The 20,492-nt window shown below is 38.2% G+C and carries 16 protein-coding genes and 2 pseudogenes; 8 read left to right on the forward strand and 10 right to left on the reverse strand.

Features of this window, described 5'->3' with window-relative positions; genetic code table 11:
- The 5 genes and pseudogenes from AAC037_RS02520 to AAC037_RS02540 form a co-directional block, all read right to left on the reverse strand.
- A pseudogene (locus tag AAC037_RS02520) lies at positions 1 to 252 on the reverse strand (glutamate carboxypeptidase); the annotation flags it as partial.
- Positions 253 to 259: 7 nt separating this feature from the next.
- Positions 260 to 1,420, reverse strand: a complete 1,161-nt coding sequence (locus AAC037_RS02525; protein WP_339901396.1) for a C40 family peptidase — start codon at positions 1,418 to 1,420, stop codon at positions 260 to 262.
- 71 nt (positions 1,421 to 1,491) lie between these two features.
- The gene (locus AAC037_RS02530) at positions 1,492 to 2,781 is read right to left on the reverse strand and encodes an amidohydrolase family protein (protein ID WP_339901398.1); all 1,290 of its coding nucleotides are present in this window, start codon (positions 2,779 to 2,781) and stop codon (positions 1,492 to 1,494) included.
- A 51-nt stretch (positions 2,782 to 2,832) separates the two neighbouring features.
- Positions 2,833 to 4,203 (reverse strand): amidohydrolase family protein, encoded by a 1,371-nt coding sequence (locus AAC037_RS02535; RefSeq protein ID WP_339901400.1) that lies wholly within the window; start codon positions 4,201 to 4,203, stop codon positions 2,833 to 2,835.
- Positions 4,196 to 5,878: an amidohydrolase family protein gene (locus AAC037_RS02540; protein ID WP_339901402.1), complete on the reverse strand. Its 1,683-nt coding sequence runs from the start codon at positions 5,876 to 5,878 to the stop codon at positions 4,196 to 4,198. Before AAC037_RS02540 ends, AAC037_RS02535 begins: the two co-directional genes overlap by 8 nt.
- 269 nt (positions 5,879 to 6,147) lie before the next feature.
- Here AAC037_RS02540 and AAC037_RS02545 point away from each other — a divergent pair, with 269 nt between their 5' ends.
- The 4 genes from AAC037_RS02545 (at position 6,148) to AAC037_RS02560 (ending at position 9,874) form a co-directional block, all read left to right on the forward strand.
- Positions 6,148 to 6,693: a methyltransferase domain-containing protein gene (locus AAC037_RS02545; protein WP_339901404.1), complete on the forward strand. Its 546-nt coding sequence runs from the start codon at positions 6,148 to 6,150 to the stop codon at positions 6,691 to 6,693.
- A 37-nt stretch (positions 6,694 to 6,730) separates the two neighbouring features.
- Complete coding sequence (locus tag AAC037_RS02550; RefSeq protein WP_339901406.1) at positions 6,731 to 7,789, forward strand: PA0069 family radical SAM protein; 1,059 nt, start codon at positions 6,731 to 6,733, stop codon at positions 7,787 to 7,789.
- Position 7,790: 1 nt separating this feature from the next.
- On the forward strand, positions 7,791 to 8,057 hold the full coding sequence (locus AAC037_RS02555) for a hypothetical protein (protein WP_339901408.1): 267 nt from the start codon (positions 7,791 to 7,793) through the stop codon (positions 8,055 to 8,057).
- Positions 8,058 to 8,203: 146 nt separating this feature from the next.
- On the forward strand, positions 8,204 to 9,874 hold the full coding sequence (locus AAC037_RS02560) for a hypothetical protein (protein ID WP_339901410.1): 1,671 nt from the start codon (positions 8,204 to 8,206) through the stop codon (positions 9,872 to 9,874).
- On the opposite strand, the gene AAC037_RS02565 is transcribed toward AAC037_RS02560, so the two are convergent.
- The 3 genes from AAC037_RS02565 to AAC037_RS02575 all read right to left on the reverse strand — a co-directional run bounded on the left by AAC037_RS02565 (position 9,871) and on the right by AAC037_RS02575 (position 12,993).
- Positions 9,871 to 10,578: an SIMPL domain-containing protein gene (locus AAC037_RS02565; protein WP_339901411.1), complete on the reverse strand. Its 708-nt coding sequence runs from the start codon at positions 10,576 to 10,578 to the stop codon at positions 9,871 to 9,873. The two genes, AAC037_RS02560 and AAC037_RS02565, sit on opposite strands and share 4 nt — an antisense overlap.
- Before the next feature lie 135 nt (positions 10,579 to 10,713).
- Positions 10,714 to 11,886, reverse strand: coding sequence for a DUF1343 domain-containing protein (locus tag AAC037_RS02570; protein WP_339901422.1), 1,173 nt, complete (start codon positions 11,884 to 11,886; stop codon positions 10,714 to 10,716).
- Between the two features lie 129 nt (positions 11,887 to 12,015).
- The gene (locus AAC037_RS02575) at positions 12,016 to 12,993 is read right to left on the reverse strand and encodes a helix-turn-helix domain-containing protein (RefSeq protein WP_339901412.1); all 978 of its coding nucleotides are present in this window, start codon (positions 12,991 to 12,993) and stop codon (positions 12,016 to 12,018) included.
- A 382-nt stretch (positions 12,994 to 13,375) separates the two neighbouring features.
- On the opposite strand from AAC037_RS02575, the gene AAC037_RS02580 reads away from it, so the two are divergent.
- The 4 genes and pseudogenes from AAC037_RS02580 to AAC037_RS02595 all read left to right on the forward strand — a co-directional run bounded on the left by AAC037_RS02580 (position 13,376) and on the right by AAC037_RS02595 (position 16,796).
- The gene (locus AAC037_RS02580; protein WP_339901413.1) at positions 13,376 to 13,804 is read left to right on the forward strand and encodes a VOC family protein; all 429 of its coding nucleotides are present in this window, start codon (positions 13,376 to 13,378) and stop codon (positions 13,802 to 13,804) included.
- 561 nt (positions 13,805 to 14,365) lie between these two features.
- Complete coding sequence (locus AAC037_RS02585; RefSeq protein WP_339901415.1) at positions 14,366 to 15,235, forward strand: polysaccharide deacetylase family protein; 870 nt, start codon at positions 14,366 to 14,368, stop codon at positions 15,233 to 15,235.
- A gap of 472 nt (positions 15,236 to 15,707) precedes the next feature.
- Positions 15,708 to 16,226, forward strand: coding sequence for an energy transducer TonB (locus tag AAC037_RS02590; protein WP_339901417.1), 519 nt, complete (start codon positions 15,708 to 15,710; stop codon positions 16,224 to 16,226).
- A gap of 246 nt (positions 16,227 to 16,472) precedes the next feature.
- Positions 16,473 to 16,796, forward strand: a pseudogene (locus AAC037_RS02595) (YbjQ family protein).
- 428 nt (positions 16,797 to 17,224) lie between these two features.
- On the opposite strand, the gene AAC037_RS02600 reads toward AAC037_RS02595, so the two are convergent.
- Both AAC037_RS02600 and AAC037_RS02605 read right to left on the reverse strand, forming a co-directional pair.
- Positions 17,225 to 19,102 (reverse strand): monovalent cation:proton antiporter-2 (CPA2) family protein, encoded by a 1,878-nt coding sequence (locus tag AAC037_RS02600; protein WP_339901418.1) that lies wholly within the window; start codon positions 19,100 to 19,102, stop codon positions 17,225 to 17,227.
- A gap of 4 nt (positions 19,103 to 19,106) precedes the next feature.
- A complete protein-coding gene (locus tag AAC037_RS02605) occupies positions 19,107 to 19,691 on the reverse strand; it encodes an NAD(P)H-dependent oxidoreductase (RefSeq protein WP_339901420.1) in 585 nt (194 codons plus the stop codon).
- Between the last annotated feature and the right edge of the window lie 801 nt (positions 19,692 to 20,492).

Consider the following 20,492-nt stretch of genomic DNA (forward strand, 5'->3'; position numbering starts at 1 on the left):
GTTGGCTTTTGCCATTACATTGATAAGGTAATCCCTTACCTCTTCATTGGCTTTAGAACCAGCGGTGTGTGGGTTGGCGGTAATGGTTTTGAGGTGGTTTTTAAAGCTTGGGAAATCCACCTTTTTTAAAAACAAATCCTCTAAGTCAGTCTGAGTTTTGCTTTCACTTTCTGAAAAACCGTCCAGGCGACTTTGAGCTTGCAGGTTAAAAGTCAACCCTAGAAATAAATAAATTAAAAGTAATTTCTTCATGTTTAAATTATTGTAGCACCTGTTCAACAGTCAGAATATTCTCACTTGGTTGGTTTCTGATACGTTTGGTTCGTAAATATCTCTTAAGTTCAGCAGCATCGAAAAGCTCATCTTCAGGGTCAAAACTACTGATTCTAACTCTTCCTCTTGAATGAATGAATTTCCCATCACCTATCCACATACCTACATGGACCACACGTTCTCTGGTAGTATCTGTAGCGGGAACACCAAAAAACAATAAATCACCCACTTGTAAATTTTCCCAATTTTTGTCCTCATCTATCAACTCACCTTCGTTAATCTGTTGTGAAGCATCTCTAGGAATGACCATGCCATTAAGAAAGTAGATGGTCTTAGTGAAACCACTGCAATCAATTCCTTTTGGGGAAGTTCCACCCCATAGGTAGGGTGATCCCATCATTTTTTGTGCAGTTTGTATAAGGTTTGAGTCACTGGTGTTTCTGCTATTTTTCCAAACCTCGTAGCTGATGGCATGGTCTCCTTGAATAACTCCCGTCCTTTGGTCGGGAAGAGTCACCAAATAATTTCCATTTTGATAACCATTTACTTCCAGCACATTTCCTGCAGTGACATCACTTACTATGTCCTCAAAATTATCATCGCTATAGATACTGCTAATCATTTCTGTGACTACCACTTTTTCTTTTTCAAACCATTTATTCAGGGTTGGTTGATCCACCAATACAATGGCTGCAGCATCTACCCACGATATATAGTCATCAGGCGTTTGTACCAAATACCAGCTCCCATAGGATTTAAACACATTTAAGGGAGTGCCCATCAGGGCTTGGGTAGCAAGTTCTGCAGAATGTTTGGGTGCACTTCTTATATTGGCTACGGAATTGGTTACCAAAGCCAAATGCTTGGAACCCAGTTCAGCGGCAGGAAGTAGCTGTATGGAATCACTAAATTCAATATCATTAGCAGCTAACTTTGCGAGCAAAGCATCGTGGGCTTCGGGTAAATTAGTCTCTCCTATTAATTTGCCATCTTTCCATTGCACATCAAATAGGGCTACGCGTTTATCCGGAGCAAAATCTTCTTTTACTTCGGCAATTGTATTGTCAACTTCTGTTTTCCTGTCTTCACTTTTGCAAGCAATGAATGTAGCCAGCAAGAATAAATAAATGTAAAATGTGTATTTCATGGCTAAATACGCTATTATTCTCTATTGATTGGAGAAAGTATAAAATAAAATAATAAGGAAGAGTCCCTAATTTAAGGTTGCATTTCCCTATTCAAGAATTCTTGATAAAGCCGAATATGTCTATTGGTCATAGGTATTCTATAGCCCTTAATAAATACTTGTTGAATTTGAGTTTTGGGTTCAAAGGGGTCTCCATCCGCAATAAAAAGCGTGGCATTTTTTCCTTCCTCAAGTGAACCCATTTGCTCACTTAAACAAAACATTTCTGCGGGATTTATAGTAATGGACTTCAATGCCTCTTCAGAACCCATTCCATAGGCAGCTGCAAAACCGGCGTGGAAAGGCAAGTTTCTAACATTTTCGGCATCCATTGTCCGTAGTGCTACTTTAACTCCTGCTTTTTGGAGTAGTGCAGGGTTATTATAAGGTGCATCATAATTGTCTGAATTTCGGGTTGGCAAGGTCAAGACCGGGCCTGTAATGACCGGGATTCCGGCAGCAGCAATTTTATCTGCTACTTTCCACCCTTCAGCAACGCCTGTTAGGATAGGTGTTATCTGTTTCTCCTTAGCCCAAGCAAGAGAAGAAAGGATATCTTGGGCAGCATTGACCTCAATAAGTAAGGGCAACTCTTTAGCCAATACCTTAGAAAGTTGCTCCATTTCGGGGTAATATTCCAATTCTCCACCTTTCTTTTTGATAGAAAGGTAAGTGGCTGCTTTTTCCCAAAGCGCGTCAATTTCCTCTAGGGATTCTTTTGCAGCCTTGTCCAAATCTGATAAGGAACGGTTGTCATAGCTTCCTGATCTTGCGGTTGAGGGGAAATTCATATTTACCCCCTTAAAACCTCCGTACATTTGTTCAGGGGTATAACCATTTAGATTGATAAGTGCTGCTGTGCCGGGGAAATAGCCCCCTCTGGGTTGGGTTAGTACTGTAGTGACTCCACTCACACGGGTAACAGGTATGGCTACCCCATTAGGGTTTACCGCAGTAAGGGCTTGCATTTGTGGTGTCACTTTTCCCAATTCCATATAATCTTGGGTTTCCTGTAAAGAGTTAATTTCCACTATTCCCAAGCTGGTGCCTCCATCAATAAAACCGGGATAAATGAATTTGCCTGTACAGTCAATAATGGTATGATTTTGTTCTGGAAGATCTCTTCCAATGGCTTTAATTAGTCCATTTTCTATCAATAAGTCATGATCTTCCAATACCCCGTTTGTAACGGTATAGATTGTTGCGTTAGTTAGCAAGAAATTAGCCTTGAAAGGTTTGATAACTTCGCCTTCAATCTGGGCCATCAGACTATAGTTTAGGAACAAAAAACAGAGTCCTAAAAACAACTTAAACTCTTTCATAGAAATTCTATTTTTGCAAAGGAAATTGAGCAGTCTCTTCATTGTAAGCAATTAAAAGTCTTGATTTTCAGTGAACAACATGTCAACATCCTGCATGCAGTTGTGTGTGCCTGTACTTAAACGAAATGGATCCGGGGATCTTTTTACGTTGATCTTTAGCCTTTGGTCGGCTTCATCAGTTGCCCTATCGAAAAATTTGACACCATCTACCCAAGTCATCTGTGGTATGGCATATATGGAAAGTGGATGCTTGTCAAACAATACCAAATCAGCTTGCTTTCCTACTTCAATGGATCCTACAAATTGGTCGATGCCTAATTGTTTGGCAGGGTTAATGGTAATTAAGGCCAAGGCCTCTTCATCAGAGAGTCCTCCATATCGCTGGGTTTTTGCTGCCTCATGATAGAGGTGACGAATAAGCTCATCTGAGTCTGAGTTAATGGAGGTAACCACACCGTTTTTGGTAAGTATGGCTGCATTGTAAGCAGTGGAATAATACACCTCAAACTTATATGCCCACCAATCCGAAAATACAGAAGCTCCCATGGTGTGTTTTGCTAATTCCGGAGCCACCTTAAATCCCTCATTAACATGTGAAAAGACAATATTGTCTATGCCATAATCCTGGCAAACCTGGATTAGCATATAAATTTCATCTGCCCTATAGGAGTGACAATGAATAATAATTTCACCTTCCAAAATGTCCACAAGCGTTTGCAGTCTGGAATTATACTTTGGTGGAGTGGATATTGTCTTTTTGTCTTGCTTGTCTTTTTCCCAGTTTGCCCAAACTCTCTTGTATTGCAGGGCTTCTTCAAAGCCGTTGCGGATGACAGCCTCTACGCCCATTCTGGACCTGGGTTGTAGGTTCTTGCCTATTCCATGAACCCTAGTGGGGTTTTCACCAAGTGCAAATTTAATGGTTCGCGGAGCTTCTTCCATAATCAGTTTCCCGGGATCAGCTGTACCATAGCGGTGCTTTAGCGTTACATTTTGTCCTCCGATTACGTTGGCAGATCCATGCATGGCATGGGAAATGGTGGTTCCGCCTGCCAAAGCCCTGTATATAGAGATATCGAATGGGTCGATCACATCCCTCATTTGAACTTCTGATGTGATGGGGCTACTGGCTTCATTGACGATCTCAAGTGCCAGGTGGGAATGTGCGTCTATTATCCCCGGCATCAAATATTGTCCTGCAGCATCCACAATCGGAATATTTTTTTTGGCTTTTAGATTGGCTCCGATTTCTTTAATTATCCCATCTTGAATGAGTACATCTGTATTTTCCAGTGTGCCATTGGTTATGGTAATGACATGGGTGTTTTTTATCAATACGTCTGCAGCAGAATTTTCCTGAGCGAAGCCTTGGGTACCCAACCAAATTAACAAACCAGCCAGTAGTAGTAATGTCTTATTCATGGATTTTATTCGGTTTATCTTTTTTTGAAGCTTTAACAGTAAACTGATTATAGCCTTTGATATTCATCTTGCCTTCAAAATTATTTTGATCCATATCTCCGGATACCGTTACCTCCAAGACTTCCTCGTTGGTTTCTATTGAAAATGAAAATGACAAAGTATCTTCGGTCTTCACCAAGTCCTTCATTTCTGAGGTTTTTATTCCGGTTCCTTTAGGACTGTCATAAGAAACTGTTCCTTCCCATTTGTCATCATTTTGAACAAATTCCCATGTTCCTTTAGATTGCCCCACCGGTGTTTCAGCAGTGTAGTTCCAGATTTGGTTTTTTCCATCAGTCAATTTAGCACCTTCACTGTAATCAAATAGGTAACCATCACTAATGATCATTTTTACCATGGCTTCCTTGGAAAAAAGACTGTCGGTCATCACTACCATATTGGCCATTTTGCCGGGAGAAATGCTCCCACTGATTTCTTCTATTCCTAAAAGTTTGGCGGGATTGCTGGTCAATGCAGCCAGTGCAGCCTCTTTTGATAGCCCGTTTTCAATCATTAATCTAAGGTTTTTAAATAAGTCTTTCTTATCTACGCCAAGACTGCTGAATGCAAAGGGGATATCGGCTTTTTCATACTTTGATGCTAAGCTTAATGCATCTTTGTAGGCTTCTATTCCTCGTTTGATAAGGGCCTCGTAATCTTTTCCTTGTTTTGCTTTAGGCAGTGAATCTGTAAAATTATCTTTAGGAAGATCCAAGCTTAAAACAACTCCTATTTCTTTGGATTTTAGTAAAGGGATCGCTGAATCCCCTTCATTTATTCCAAGTAAAATAAGCTCGAAATTGTTTTCATCCTGCATTTTTACGGCTCTTCTTAAATCCAATTCACTTTTTACGGAGACCAATAAAGGCTGCTTGCCTTGGGGGACAGGAAGGAGGGCGTTGAGAACAGGGTCAATTTTCACTCTTCCAATTTGTTTGTTTTCCTCATATAATTTTAGGCTTTCCTCATATAGCAATGTATTTTGGTACAAGTCACGCCACTTTGCCATTACGGCAAGTTTGGTATGGGGATAAAGCCCTCTAATGGTGCTAAATTGAAAAAATTGGGATTGCATGGTTGTAAGCAAATTGTTATTGCCTGCATCTCCATAAACAACAACTGCCGTTGACCCGGGTAACATTCCCTGTCCCATAGGAAGCTTTTGTCCTATTGTAAACCCAAGCTTTCTCCATTCTTCTTCAAGATTTTCATCAAACTTATAATTTTTTGCTGCAGAAAAATGAGGGTGAATACCGGCGATTTCAGGATTTGGATTGGAAGAGTCAAAATTACCGGGCTTCTCGGGAAGCTCAGGTGCTTTGACTCCTGATTTATTGCCAAAATCTATAAATCCGGGATATACAAACAAGGACTTACCATTGATCTCTTTTGCATCAGAGGGGGCCTGGAGGTTTTTTCCAACTTTTACAATAATACCATTCTTAAAAAGAATGTCATAATCGCTAAGTATTTTACCCGGTGAGGGGATTACTGTTGCCCCTGATAGAAAATAACTTGTCGTTACCCTCCTGTCACCATTATTGTCACTCTGAGCCTGTGATTGCCTTAAATTCACAAGCATACATATAAGAATGGCAGTAAAATAGGGCAAAATGAGTTGTTTTTTTGACTTCATTTCTAAGAATTTGTACTGAACTAAAAGCTAAAATTAAGCTTTTAAACTCAATTTAAGAATAGATATTAGTTAAAAATTGGCTTCAGGTAGAGAATAGCATTTCTTTCAGAAGTGACAGTTAATCAAAATGAATTTTTCTTTTTTTGATTAAAAATGAATTATATGAAGTTGATTTTAGTAACTTTGAAATTTGTGATGGTAATTAAATATTTATAAAATTCAGTTGCAGAAGGTTTTAAAGCTAAACCCTGGTTTAATTCAATTAACTAATGAGTAAAAGTTCGCTTTTTAAAGAGTTGTTTGTCAATATTAAAACTACTGGCGCAGTAACATTTAGTTCAAAGTCCCTTGTGAATAAAATGTTGTCTTTTGCCGAGTTTAAAGGTGCAAAGGTCATTGTAGAACTTGGCGGAGGAGATGGTAGTATAACTAAAGGAATCATTGAAAGGATGGACAAGGATGCCACCCTGTATGTATTTGAGATAAGTGAGCATTTTTGTGAAAACCTTAAAAAAGAATTTGCTTCAGACAACGTGGTAATTATCTGTGATTCTGCAGAAAATATGGACAAACACCTGAAAGGAGAGCCTGTTGATTTGATCTTATCTTCCTTGCCTTTTAGCCTTATTTCCAAAGAAGCCAGAACGGCCATTTACGAGAAAAGTAGCCTGATGCTTAAGCCAAGCGGTTATTTTATCCAAATTTGCTATTCCTACCTTTTGCGGTTCCAATTTGCTAGTCATTTTAGCACCATAAAAACAGCCTTTACCCTAAAGAATTTTCCTCCGGCTTTTATAATGGTCTGTAACAGCTGATAAGGTTTTTTCCACTTAATTTTATAAATTGCTTCTGATGAAAGGAGCGAATTTTAAGGGAAGAGGTACGGGCCAACAGCCGGGTAATACTTATGAAAAAAACGAACTTGTTCAGGAACATATAGAAGGGATTGACATCCCTAAATATGAGGAAAACCCAAGAACAAAGTTTATATCTATCAATAGTAAATCAGCCTTAAGTGTCAATGACAGTCCTGATTTGCCATTAAATTACTCTATCAATCCTTATCAAGGGTGTGAACATGGTTGTATCTACTGCTATGCAAGAAATTCGCATCAATATTGGGGATACGACGCCGGTTTAGGTTTTGAAACAAAAATATTGGTAAAGACCGATATCATTGCGCAACTGAAAAAACAATTTGAAAAGCCAAATTACCAGGCACAAGCGATCATGCTTTCCGGAAATACAGATTGTTACCAGCCTGCTGAAAATAAATTCCAGCTTACCAAAAAAATCCTAGAAACATGCTTGTCCTATAATCACCCGGTAAGCATAATAACAAAAAATAGCCTTATAGAAAGAGATTTTGAACTGCTGAAAAAGTTAGCAAGCAAAAACCTTGTGCATGTCTACTTCTCTATTAATCATCTAGATAAAGGTTTAAAACTGCTTTTAGAACCCAGAACCGCTATAGCCGCAAAAAAAATTGAAATCACTCGAAAATTTTCTAAAGCAGGGATCCCTATTGGCATAATGGTTGCTCCAATCATTCCCGGGATCAATACGGAGGCTATTCCGGAAATAATTAAATCTGCAGCCGAGGCAGGTGCCATGAAAGTGGGGTATACCGTTGTGAGGTTGAATGGTCAAGTAAAAGATTTGTTTCACAACTGGTTATTGGAACATTTTCCTGATCGAGCAGAAAAAGTAATGCATCAAATAGAAGCCTTGCATGGTGGGAATCCCAATGATACTGCTTGGGGAAGGAGGCTTAAAGGAGATGGGGTTCTGGCCAAAACAATTTCAGACCTAATGCAACTTTCCATTAGAAAGTATCTCCCCAAAGGCTCAAAAATGCCTGCTTTTGATTTCAGTCAATTTATAGGTAATGGACAAACAAAACTTTTTTAGTATGGACTATCTTGATAAAGGAATATTGGTACAGGCCACCATGGAAATGGCCAAAAGAAAAAAGGGCAATGCTTTTTGTCCCACCGAAGTATTGAAATGGATTTATCCTACCGACTGGCAAAGTTTCCTGGATGAAGAATACAAAGCAGTCAATTGGTTGCATGAAAAGGGTTGTATTGCCTTAGCAGATGAAGGTAAAAGCCTTAGCAAAAGCGTATTGGAAGAAGACAATAAAATCAAGCTGGGTAGCAATACCTTTAGGCTATAAATTAAGCCTATTTCTTTCGGTAGATTGTAGGGTCCACATTGTTTTACTCAGATTAGGAAAAGGTTATATTTGATCAAATCGTACACTGCTATTATTGAAGCAGCGTATAATTTTGTAGTTTTACCTAATTTTTAAATCATGACAATATGAAAAGAACCAAAGCGCAGGAATCCAGAGCAGCCATTGAACGTTTGTACATCACCATGCGACATCTTTTTATGCGTGGCAATTACAAACCAACAGGAGTTTCAGGGGAGTCTTTAGTGGATGCTTTGCTCACCCTCAGCCCGGAAATCTATGGTTTGGTCAATGACCCTGAGAAGCTTGAATTAGAAGGTTTGTTATATGTTATGGAACGTCTTCCTCAAGGAATTGAGGAATGCCGATATATTCGGTTAATTAGTAGGGAGGGTTACGAAGATTCAGGATTCTTACCATTGGTGCCATCCAAGAGGAAGCGGAATTGTTACAGAGTGGATGAAGAGCAGATGTACGTGGAGATGACACGAGGTAAAAGTGATATTTATGACATCCTTACTCACCTAACATTTTTGTACATCGAGTCAGAAAAAATCCGAAAAAACAGTACTGACCCTAAAGGAAGAATAAACCTTAATTGGAGAAAACTTAAGGAGGTCGTAGAGAAAGAGATAAAGGGTGAGGAGTACAATAAGGAAGCTGCCTGTTCTTACCTTAGCCATATCACCGGCAGGACATTTGAAGAGACCAAGGGCGCCGTTCAGAAGTTTGGTAACTCACAAAATAGCAATAGTCTTTTTTCTATCATATACCATATGGGAAGGTTATCCATGGAAGAAATGATAGAAGACCGTGATAGAGAAATTTCCTTTTCTGCCACCTTGAGAGAAAGAGTAGGGCACCATGTTTATGGTGAATCCTGGGCTGACAGTATCAAGGCCGTTTTAGAAGAACAGGATTTATTGGAAAGACCCATACATGTGATCAGCGCCAATTTACACAGTGTGCTCAATACCATTTATGGTTACCAAGCCTTTGAATTGGAAAATTATGAAACCATTGAGGAAATGGCTTTAAAAATAAGTGTCAATGGTAAGGGAAATAAGGGCAAAGAGGTCTTGGCCTATGCCCTAAAACACGGTTTAGCTCAATTGCCTGATTCCTCCGGTACCAACATTGGTGTCCAAATTATTGATACCGATAAAATGGTGTCTCAAGCGCTAATTCCTGGAGTAAAACTTCCTCAGGATAAAAAGAAGAAGCTGGTGTTGATAGTGATGGATTATGCCTTTGGAGAGCAAGCCTATGAATGTTTTGATGAATTGTTGAAGCCCTATGAACTGGGTGAGAAGAAGATTCCATTGAATATTATCAGTACTTCTATTATGGGTAAAGCCGGGATTCTTGAAGGGAAGAAGGGCGACATTATGATCCCAAATGCCCATGTGTTTGAAGGAACAGCTGATAATTATCCGTTCAAAAATGAATTGAGTCCCAGCGATTTCGAAGGCTACGGGCTTGGTGTTTATGATGGGCCAATGATCACCGTATTGGGAACATCCCTTCAAAACAAGGAGGTATTGGGGTATTTTATGGAGTCTTCCTGGAATGCTGCAGGCTTGGAAATGGAAGGTGCCCATTACCAAAAAGCCATTCAATCCGCCAGTAAAATTAGAAATAGCATTAGAAAGAATGTCAAAGTGATGTACGCCTATTATGCTTCCGACAACCCATTGGAAACAGGTAGCACCTTGGCTTCAGGGGCATTAGGAATGGACGGTGTGAGACCGGCCTATTTGATCACCTATAAAATTCTTGAGAAAATAGCCGAAGTCTAGTCTTCTAATTGGAAATCAATGGTGGTAACTACCCTTACGGTTTTAATTTGAGGTGTATTCTCATCCCGGTCATTGATGGTAAATAAGCCTTGTCTGGCCGTTCTGATCTTACCTACACTGGCATCTGAATCACGGGCAAATTTTTCAGCCACTTCTCTAGCGTTTTTTGTTGCTTCCTCTATCATTGAGGGTTTAAGGTCATTGAGGCCTGTGAAAATATATTCTATGGGTCTCCAGGTATTTTTTGATTCCAACAGTATCCCTTTAGACATAAGGGTCAAGGATTCAGAAAGGGCTTTTTGGAGTTTTGCCAAGTCATTTGTTCTGACTGTTAACTCTGATTTGGCCAGGTACCGAAATGCGCTATATTGAGCATTGGCATTGTATCTATCTGCCTTAAGATCACTAATGTTGGTACTTCCCTTTGTCAATTCATCCTCAGTAAAACCTTGAGCAATAAAGAAATCGTAGACTTCCTTGTTTTGTTTCTCTATATCTCCGCTTAGGATATTTAAATCATTGGCAGTTAATGAAATATTGATGGGCCAAACGGCTAGGTCTGCGTCTACTTCCCTTTCAGACAAGCCCTTAACTTGAACTGACCTATCGTATTGCTTGCCTATCTTGTGCATATTTCCAATAAAAAAACCTGCGACAATCACGGCAGCACTAAAAAGAAGTGTTTTTAACCAATCAATTTTCATGATCCAAAATTTTAATATAAAATTTAATATAACCTTAATTCTTAAAAATAAGTAACTTCCTTACTTTCAATATTTCTTTATCAATATCAGTGCCATCTTGGCATTTGGGAAGAGGCTTATTTATTGATCAATACTTTAGGGATACAGCAAGTATTGCTTTCTCATTGATTTATAGTTTGATAAACCCGGTTCCCAACTTGCTCTAATTTCACTTTCAGGGACTCCTTCAATGATTTGTTGCCTAAAAAGCCCTGAGCCGATTTGGATCTCAATATTATTCATTTGATTGCTGAGACTTCCATCAAAAAACTTTTCTTTTTCAGGACTGTTTTTATAGAGTTCCATGATCCATTTTAAATTTATTTGTCCGGTTTCTCGCAATAAATCCGTGTTGTAATCACGTAGATCTAGACCAAAACATTCTTGATCCATAAACAATGGACTTTTTGACATGCCTGTGATGCTCTTTGGGATATAGGAAAAGGAATAAATTCCTTTGTAGGCGGGACTTCCGAAAACAGTAAAAGGGAAATAAGTGCCCCTTCCATGGTTGATATATGTGCCCTCAAACATACAAGTAGATGGATACAGAAGTACGGCCTGCTGAGTGTTTAGGTTGGGAGAGGGGGATACCGGTAGGGTGTAGGGCATGGCATGGGCATAGTTGACCACAGGAATAATTTTCAATTTGCATTGCACCTTGTCTTTGAGCCAGCCTTCACCATTCGCCATCAGGGCAAATTCAGCCACAGTTAAACCATGCGACATAGGCAAGGGGAACTGTCCTATTCCGGATTTGTACTTCATGTCTAAAACCGGACCGTCTATCAAATATCCATTAGGGTTTGGCCGGTCAAGGATAAGCAATTCTAAATCATGCTCTTGGCAGGCTTCCATAAGCCGTGCCAGCGCATTGATATTGGTGTAAAACCTACAGCCAACATCCTGCAAATCGTATATCAAAAGGTCAACCTCGCTTAAATCCTCCTTGGAAGGCTTTCTCTTTGAGCCATATAGTGAAACGATTGGAATTCCTGTTTTACTGTCTATTTCATCCTTTACATGAACGCCTGCTCCCACATTGCCTCGGAAGCCATGCTCAGGGCCAAAAACTTTAACGATTTCCACACCGAGGGACTGAAGACTGTCTACCAAGTGCCTCTCCCCAATAATGCTTGTAGGGTTGGCCATAATGGCTACTTTTTTTCCTTCTAAATACGGCAGGTATTTTTCTGTTTGATCTGCTCCGGTTAAAATTTCACTTTCTTGCTCCCAACTCACTTGGGCTCCTGCGTTGAAATTAATCATGGAAAGCAAGCAAAAAATAAAGCCAAGGTTTTTCAATGGTAAGGACATAAGTACATTAATTTGATTGAATATAATAAGGAAAAAGTAAAGCCCAACCTAATTAGACTGAGGTTATTGATGGACTACATATTAAATAACTTCTTTACTATACTTATTCATATAATTTAATGGGGTCATGTCGGTGATTTTTCGAAAAACATCTCGGAAAGCTTTGGGGTCATTGTATCCTACCTCATACATGACTTCATTGATGTTTTTTCTACCTGTTTCCAATGCTCTTTTTGCAGCTTCCACCTTCACCCTTTGGTAGTATTCTACAATGGTATTTGCGGTAGCTTTTTTAAACCGTCTTTCAAATGTTCTCCTGCTAATGGCCAATTCATTGCAGAGCTTGTCTATGGCTAATTTCTCATTAAAATGTTTCTCTATATGTTCCTGTGCCTTCAATACCTCCCTGTCTTGATGTGATTTTTGTCCTGAAAAAACCATAAAGGGAGATTGACTGCTGCGATCAATATCAATCATAAATCCTTTGGCTGCGGCTACAGCTGTATCTCTACCGGCAAATTTTTCTATGAGATACAATATAAGATTGGTAAAGGAATAAGCCCCACCACTGGTGTAAATACCATCGGCCTCAGTCAATATTTTGTCATCTTTTAGCATTGCTTTGGGATAACGTTTTCGAAATTCATTGGCAAACTGCCAGTGTGTCGAGCATTGCCTGCCATCCAAAAGTCCTGTTTCTGCCAGAAAAAATGAAGCCACACAAAGGCTGACCACCTCCGCACCATTTTTATGTTGATTGATGATCCAGGGAAGAAATGGAGTGTTTATTTTTAGGTTTTGATTAAAATCACCATGAATTGCAGGTATAATGATAAGGTCAGATTTACTGACTTGGTCAATCAATATTTCAGGTTTGACGATGAAAAGTCCGTGACTTTGTTCGGTTTGTTTTTCAAGCCCTACTAATTGAATGGTGAAGAGTGGCTTTCTTCCACTTTTAATAAAAAATTCGTTTACCCAATTTAGCATTTGGTGGCTTCCACTAATATTTACCATGCTTGTGTGGCCTCTGGGAATAAGGATTGATACGTGTTTCATCTTTTCTTTTATTAAAATAATTGATGCCGGCCCTAATTACTTAAAGAAAGGTAAATAAAGATTGTGTCGCAATCAACCCCTTAGATTGACGGATTCTACCTTCTTTAATATAAAACTATTCAGCTAACTTTGAAAGGAGCTTTAAGGGAAATGTTTGGAGTTAAAGCATTAGTAAACAGAGCTACCATTTTATTTTGCAAGAGAAAATTGTATTAGAAAAGAGTGTTTAAATAAAGCTGGGTTTGTAATTTATTATTAAAAATATAAATTGATAAGCATTGTTTTACCTTTCTGTTAATTGATAATGAAGGGGATAGGGATGGCTTGCATTCATTGAAATAAAAGTGCTTCTTTAATTTAACTAATTTAAATATACTACATCATGAAAATCAATCCTTATTTAAATTTTGACGGAGATGCTGAAGAAGCATTTAACTTCTATAAATCTGTTTTTGGTGGTGAATTTAGTGCCTTGATGAAAATGAGCGAGGCTCCCGGTGCTGAGAAATTGCCCAAAGAAGAGCAAAACCGGGTAATGCATATTTCTCTGCCCATCGGCAAAGATATTATTCTTATGGCTTCTGATATCATGCCTTCCATGGGACAAACCCTTAAAAAAGGAAACACAAATTATATTTCCCTACATCCGGAAAGCAGAGAAGCAGCAGATCGGCTCTTTAATGGACTATCCGATGGAGGAGAAATTGAAATGCCCATGGAGGATCAGTTTTGGGGAGATTATTTTGGTAGTTTTACTGATAAGTTTGGAATCAATTGGATGGTGAATTACAATCCTGAAAATGCCGAATAATTAGTGTAAACCCAAAGAAAAAAAATACCGATCTTAAGGCAATAAATGGCTGTATGCGTAGCAGGATCAGCACATTTATTGCCTTGTTTTTTTAAATTTGATCCTATCTTCTTTGCAATAATAGGCTGTCCTAGCATAGAAAGAAATAAGCATATTATTCATCTTTAAGCTATCTTTATTTTATTCCGGTAGAGCAGAAAAAAAGAGGATGTCAGTTCTAATTCATTTTGTTTTATTCATTTACTTTTCTAAATATTTACTAGTTCATCTTTGGCATTTTATAAGCTCCTTTTAAAGGATTTCTTATGGTTTAGGTACAGATTTTGGCTATTTTGGCACAATTATTCATTTTTAATTGAAAGAGATAAAATTTCACTTGTAGCCAATCACATTTAAGCTTACCCAATAACCAATGCTAAGAAGAGGCAATCACCAATAGTAAACCTCAGCAGATAAGTCATCACCTGCTTGCAGTCGTGTGGTCTCAAGGCTGAGCAGTATACCTACGGTAACTTTCCTTTTTAATTTATTGAAACATTAACCCTACAGAATTTATTTAAAATGAATGCAGCACAAAAATTAGGTTTTTCAGAAAGCACCAAGCTTTTGATAATCCATGCAGATGATGCAGGGCTTGCACATGCTGAAAACAGAGCAACCATTCAATCTCTACAAAGAGGGGTTGTAAATTCGTACAGTATCATGGTACCTTGTCCATGGTTTTATGAAATGGCTATTTTTGCCAAAAATAATCCCCAATATGACAATGGGGTTCACCTGTCCTTGACCTGTGAATGGGAAAAATATCGGTTTGGCCCGGTGCTGCCTGTTTCTGAAGTTCCAAGTTTAGTCGATGAAAACGGCTTTTTCTTTAAGAAGAGGGACAAGCTAGCCCAAAATGCCACAGTTGAACACGTTGAGAAAGAACTAACCGCCCAAATTGAAAGAGCCCTGAAATTTGGAATCAAACCTACCCATATTGATTCCCATATGTATAGTGTCGGCGCCAAGCCTGAATTTTTAGATGCCTATCGCAGAATCGGGAAAAAATACAAATTACCCCTGGTACTTAGTAAGCAGCTTTTTGAAATGGTAGGCCTAGAAGTGAAGCTGTCTAGTTATGAAGAAGAGCTATTTGTCGATAATGTGCATATGGGAGATTTCAAGTATTTTGAAAAAGGAGAACTAGCAGGTTTTTATGCTACTGTTTTAGACAAGTTGGAGGGAGGGTTAAACTTGATTTTAATTCATCCTGCTTTTGACGATGATGAGATGAAAGGAATAACCATAAATCATCCCAATTTTGGTTCGGAATGGAGACAGATAGACTTTGACTTTTTTACCAATGAGGAGGTCAAATCAAAACTCAAAGAGCAAAACATTCAATTGATTACCTGGGATGAAATTAGAAAAAAAATATACGGGGGCTAATGCATATAACTCAAAACAGTTATTGTCTTTTAAGGCTTACTAATGACTGATTATTCAAGCATATTTTGAGCTTTAGCGAAAGGAAAATTAGCTAGAATCTTTTTTAGCATAACTTTCAATGCCGCAATATAAAATTTAATGCATCATTTTATTAAATATGCTATTTTGATGAGGCCCATCAAGTGCCTGCTTTCTTTTCCTTCCCATAAAATCCCACAATCTCAGTTGGGAGATTTTATGGGTATCTCGATTTTTGACTTGCTATCAGTTAACCGGCACTTTGACTTTTTTCTATGTAAATGAGCAATTAAGATTTAGACGCTAGACAATGCATTAACATTAAATTTTTCTTGCTATTGATCGATAAGTCATAGAATTATAGAAGATTTGGTTAAATTGGCTTATAAATTAGTTGTTGAAAGTCAGGGACTATATTTTTAATAATTGAACAGTTAAAATAATAGTTCTGCGAATGAAAACTTCTCTTTTTTTAATGGTCTTTCTACAAGGGCTGATAATTTCATCTTGTTCCTCAAATCCTGATAAAAGTGAGCATACCGAGTCGAATGAAAAGCGTCCTGTGCTTTCAGATACAATTAATAAGGCCACTTCTATTGAGGATACGCTAAATACAAATGCACTATTGGAAAAGAAAATAGCGAAAGATTCAACAGACGCAGATCCTACAATAAACGCTGTTGTTTTGGTGGATGAAGATCCAAAACCATTAAATTTAGGCGAGATTTATCAGGCTATTGGCTACCCTTCCAAAGCCAAAGAAGCAGGAATTGAAGGCAGTGTAGTTGTCAGAATCCTCGTTGGGCAAAATGGCGAATATTTAAAGCATAAGATTGTCACAAATGCACACCCTTTACTGAGTAACTCGGTTGATCTTGAGGTAAAAAACCTTCGGTTTACTCCTGCAATGAAAGCAGGGCAACCTGTAAAAGTTTGGATAAATTTACCTTTTAAATTTAAATTGGTGAATTAAGTTGAAAATGATATGTATGCATTTTTTTTCTATTGCGATAGCGTTCAATTGATTCATTATAAGAGATTATACTTGCATACGACCTTAACTGCTGTTGTTAGGTTAGCTTATTTCCCAACTGCATAAGTAAACAGTCAAAAGAAGGACATTTTAGGGAAAAATGTAAATATTAGAAAATACAGGTAGCCGCTTAATCGAAGTTTATAATTAAAGTTAATATTGAAGATCCAAAATACAATATAGAAAATGAATAAAATAATTATTACCACAACAGACACCATACCGGGAAAAGAAATAGTCGAAATTTTAGGTATAGCCAGAGGAAGTACTGTAAGATCCCGAAATATTGGCCGAGATATTTTTGCAGGACTGAAAACCATAATTTGAGGGGAAATTGAAGAATACACCAAATTACAAGCCCATTCAAGGGAGCAGGCTATGCAAAGAATGGTTCATGATGCACAGATCCTTGGTGCAGATGCAATTGTGAGCGTTAGGCTTACTACCTATATGGTAATGGAAGGAGCATCAGAAATCTTAGCCTATGGAACAGCTGTAAAGTTTACCTGAAATGGAACCGTTTTTTAAACTGATTATGGGCATTCAGTGGGTTTTGGGGCGTCATTTTAGTTATATTCATTTTCCTGATGATTAGGCGAATCAATATCAAAGATGAGGAAAACTTTGAAGATCGAGACAACTAAAATTCATCATAATTTACTCATCTGTTATTTTATTATTAGCGAATGCTTATTTGAGAAACCATTCTTTTGAACTATTGAATTATTGGTTAAATTCTAATACTAGGGTATTAGTTTTAATAATGGGCTTTAGGTAAATTTTTATACCTGGCTTATACGATCAACTGAGAAATTATGGGTTAAGGCTAATAAAAATTGAAAACTTTCAATATTTTCATTTACATTTTATCCTTCTCTCAACTTGGATCAGTTCGTCCTCTGGTTGAGTACGCACAAAAATGCTAGGCTATCTTAGAATTACTCCTTATTTTTTTCCGTAGCTTCCTTCTGGCTTTCAGCATCCCAAGCATGATCGTTAATGCTGAAGCGTCGCTTTAGCTCAAAGGAAACGAGGTTTTCCTGCATTTCTATGGACTTTTTCATTTTGGAGATAAGGGTGTTTTTGTCATGTTTTACCTTAACCAGTTCCTCCAAAGAGTCTTCATCATATTTAATGAAATTTTGGCCTAATACATGCACTGTATGCGCTCTAAAACCTAGTTTTACCAGTACATCTTTCCCTAATTTTACCGCACTTTCCAAATTTTGTATGTAAACGTGGGAAACCTCTAGATCTTTTAATTCAATGGCTTCCAGTTTGTCTTTTGCTCGCACCATCAGTTCCAAGTTTGGAAAATGCTTTTTGACCAATGAAACCAAGTGGTAATTGGTTTCAGGATTTCTGATGGCAGAAATAAGAATATTTGCCTCCCCGGCCCCGGCCATTTCCAGTAGGTCTACCCGCGTAACATCTCCATAATATACCTCAAATCCCATTTTCCTCAGCAGGTCAACTCGGTCAGAGTCGTTGTCCAGAATGGTAGCTTTTATTCCATTCGCCCTTAAAAATCTTCCCACTGTACTGCCATAGTTAGAAAAACCTGCAAGAATTACCTTGTTGGATTCTTCCATTTCATCATGAGGCTTATCGTCTTTCTCTTTGGTGCCAATATAGGGGAGGAGAAGCCGTTCATTGAGCAATAATAACAGCGGAGTAAAAGTCATGCTTATGGCAGTCACAGCCATAAAAATCTCTGTTGTTTTTGCATTCATGATATGTAATTCGGTGGCAAAGGAGAAGGTGACGAAGGCAAACTCACCGACTTGGCTTAGACCTAAAGCAAATATTAGGTTTTGATCTGTGCTAATTTTATTCACCTTGCCAATCCCAAAGAGAACTAGACTTTTTATCAACAAAACAGAAAGGGCAATGGCAAAAACCATCAATGCATTTTCGCTGATCAATCCAAAGTTAATGGAGGCACCGACTGCGATAAAAAACAATCCTAGTAATAAGCCCTTGAATGGTTCCAGGTCGCTTTCCAGTTCATGCTTAAATTGTGAATTGGCCAATACCACGCCACCTAGAAAAGTGCCCAAGGCAGGGCTCAAGCCTACCATCTCCATAAGGAAAGCAATGCCAAATACCACCAGCAAGGCTCCACCTACAAAAAGCTCTCTTAACCTGGTTTTTGCCACCAAACTTAGCATGGGGCTTATTACATAGCGTCCTGCTACCACTATTAATATGACCGCACCGAAGACCAATATCGTTTGCAGCCAACCTGGAAACTGGGAAATAAGGCTCATATGTTCCATGTCCACGTCTGAGCTGGCAGCCAAGGCGATTAAAGGCAATATGGCTAGAATTGGAATTACCGCAATGTCTTGCATCAATAGCACCGCAAAAGAATTTCTTCCTGCAGCAGTATTCATTTGATCTTTTTCTTTGAGCGACTGCAAGGTAATGGCTGTTGAGGAAAGGGCAAGGGAAGTACTTATAGCAAGGGATTGTCTCCACCCGGTACCTATAAAATAGAGGAAGCCAAAAAAGATTAAGGTGGTTAACAAAACCTGTGAAAGCCCTACCTTGGTAATCATCTGCCTCATTTTCCATAGTTTGGAAGGCTCAAGTTCCAAGCCAATAAGAAATAACATCATGACCACTCCAAATTCTGCAAAGTGCATGATGTCTTCTCCTTCCTCCCCAATAAAGCCGAAAATATAAGGGCCGATGATTATGCCTGCTAGCAAATAGCCCAAAACAGAGCCCATTCCAATTTTTTTGGCTAAAGGAACACATATTACTGCGGCAGAAAGGTAAATGATGGCCTGAAATAAAAACCCGTTTTCCATGATGCTATTGGTTGAAGTCGTTTAAAAAGTTAAGCTTCATTAAACTTTCTAGCTCTTTCTTATCCCTAAGATGCAGGATAAGGGATTTAAAGTCGTTGGCTTCTTTTTGCAAATTGTGTACGCTTATATTATGGGTTCCAGCTACATGAAAGGGAGGCAAATAAATCATGTTGCAGAGGCTTGCTGTTTGCTTATAAGGCAATAAGAATTCTTTTAAAGGATAACCATGATGACCTTTTTCACTGTAAGCATCCGGAGAGCCTCCCGTACTAATGGCATTGAATAGGTATTTTCCCTTGAGGTAGATACCATTGTGTCCATAGGCCCAGTTGTATTCCAAGACCAAATCCATCCATTGTTTCAAAAGAGGCGGAGCAGCATACCAATACAAGGGATGCATCCATATGATGATATCGGCCCCAAAAAGGGCTTCCTGTTCATGCTGAACATCTATATTAAAATCCGGATAGCGCTCATATAAATCGGTGATTTGAACATTGTCCAAACCACTAATAGCATCCAAAAGGTTTGCAATAACTCTTGAATGCTCCAATTTGGGGTGTGCCATCAGGACCAGTATATTTTTCATCTTTGTTTAAATAAGCAATAATAACATTTCAGGCAACCGAAATAAGAATATTCAGTGAAAGTTTCCAAGTTATTGGGCTGATTTTGCCTGAAAACAGAACTTGCATGATAGGCAAATGCCTAATTGTCTATTGACCCAATATGGGCCGGATCATAGTCATTTCAGGTTGAAAGATAGCCTTCAATAACCAAAGCTAGTTATTTTTTTGCATAGATAGGAAAGCTTTTCCGGTTAGGGACAAGTATTTGCACGCAATTAAGTGCTAATTATTCCATCGTCAACCCTTTCCGAAATCTTTGAAAAAAATGAATCACCTTTTAAATTACCGAAGGCTGAGATTGTATAGGAACAATACATGGAAGGGAATGATCCAAGCTAAATTTTAATGAGATCAATACAATAGCTTATCGTCCCTCTCAATACCTGCAAATATGGGCTATTAGTATAAAATGAATTGGACTGAATTAGTTTAATTATACATTTACTATTGATAATGAAAACAAAAATTTTTTATGTAATAATACCTATTTTTTTAATTGAATTTTTACACTTAAAGGTTTGGATTTATAATAAATTTCACGCAAATTGGAGAAGAGTTAATGAATAAGGTTTTGAGATAGCCAACTGTAACAATTAACCTTTGTTTGGGTTAATTTAATATTTTTCCAAAACCTTAATGAATACTTTTAAACTGACTATTATTTATTCATTCTGACATATTGTGGGATTTTTTAATTCCTGTTGTCTTGTTGTTTCATTTCTGTTATACTGACTGATGATTTTTGAAGTTTTTCAATTTCC

This window comes from uncultured Cyclobacterium sp., assembly GCF_963976465.1.
Taxonomy (GTDB): domain Bacteria; phylum Bacteroidota; class Bacteroidia; order Cytophagales; family Cyclobacteriaceae; genus Cyclobacterium.

Bases quoted from the DNA above. Each gene is read 5' to 3' on its own strand.
- AAC037_RS02605 (WP_339901420.1), bottom strand. From the start codon at position 19,691: ATGAAAAATATACTGGTCCTGATGGCACACCCCAAATTGGAGCATTCA.
- AAC037_RS02530 (WP_339901398.1), bottom strand. From the start codon at position 2,781: ATGAAAGAGTTTAAGTTGTTTTTAGGACTCTGTTTTTTGTTCCTAAAC.
- AAC037_RS02565 (WP_339901411.1), bottom strand. From the start codon at position 10,578: ATGAAAATTGATTGGTTAAAAACACTTCTTTTTAGTGCTGCCGTGATT.
- AAC037_RS02590 (WP_339901417.1), top strand. From the start codon at position 15,708: ATGAAAACTTCTCTTTTTTTAATGGTCTTTCTACAAGGGCTGATAATT.
- AAC037_RS02535 (WP_339901400.1), bottom strand. From the start codon at position 4,203: ATGAATAAGACATTACTACTACTGGCTGGTTTGTTAATTTGGTTGGGT.
- AAC037_RS02585 (WP_339901415.1), top strand. From the start codon at position 14,366: ATGAATGCAGCACAAAAATTAGGTTTTTCAGAAAGCACCAAGCTTTTG.
- AAC037_RS02570 (WP_339901422.1), bottom strand. From the start codon at position 11,886: ATGATTAATTTCAACGCAGGAGCCCAAGTGAGTTGGGAGCAAGAAAGT.
- AAC037_RS02550 (WP_339901406.1), top strand. From the start codon at position 6,731: ATGAAAGGAGCGAATTTTAAGGGAAGAGGTACGGGCCAACAGCCGGGT.
- AAC037_RS02560 (WP_339901410.1), top strand. From the start codon at position 8,204: ATGAAAAGAACCAAAGCGCAGGAATCCAGAGCAGCCATTGAACGTTTG.
- AAC037_RS02555 (WP_339901408.1), top strand. From the start codon at position 7,791: ATGGACTATCTTGATAAAGGAATATTGGTACAGGCCACCATGGAAATG.
- AAC037_RS02545 (WP_339901404.1), top strand. From the start codon at position 6,148: ATGAGTAAAAGTTCGCTTTTTAAAGAGTTGTTTGTCAATATTAAAACT.
- AAC037_RS02575 (WP_339901412.1), bottom strand. From the start codon at position 12,993: ATGAAACACGTATCAATCCTTATTCCCAGAGGCCACACAAGCATGGTA.
- AAC037_RS02525 (WP_339901396.1), bottom strand. From the start codon at position 1,420: ATGAAATACACATTTTACATTTATTTATTCTTGCTGGCTACATTCATT.
- AAC037_RS02600 (WP_339901418.1), bottom strand. From the start codon at position 19,102: ATGGAAAACGGGTTTTTATTTCAGGCCATCATTTACCTTTCTGCCGCA.
- AAC037_RS02540 (WP_339901402.1), bottom strand. From the start codon at position 5,878: ATGAAGTCAAAAAAACAACTCATTTTGCCCTATTTTACTGCCATTCTT.
- AAC037_RS02580 (WP_339901413.1), top strand. From the start codon at position 13,376: ATGAAAATCAATCCTTATTTAAATTTTGACGGAGATGCTGAAGAAGCA.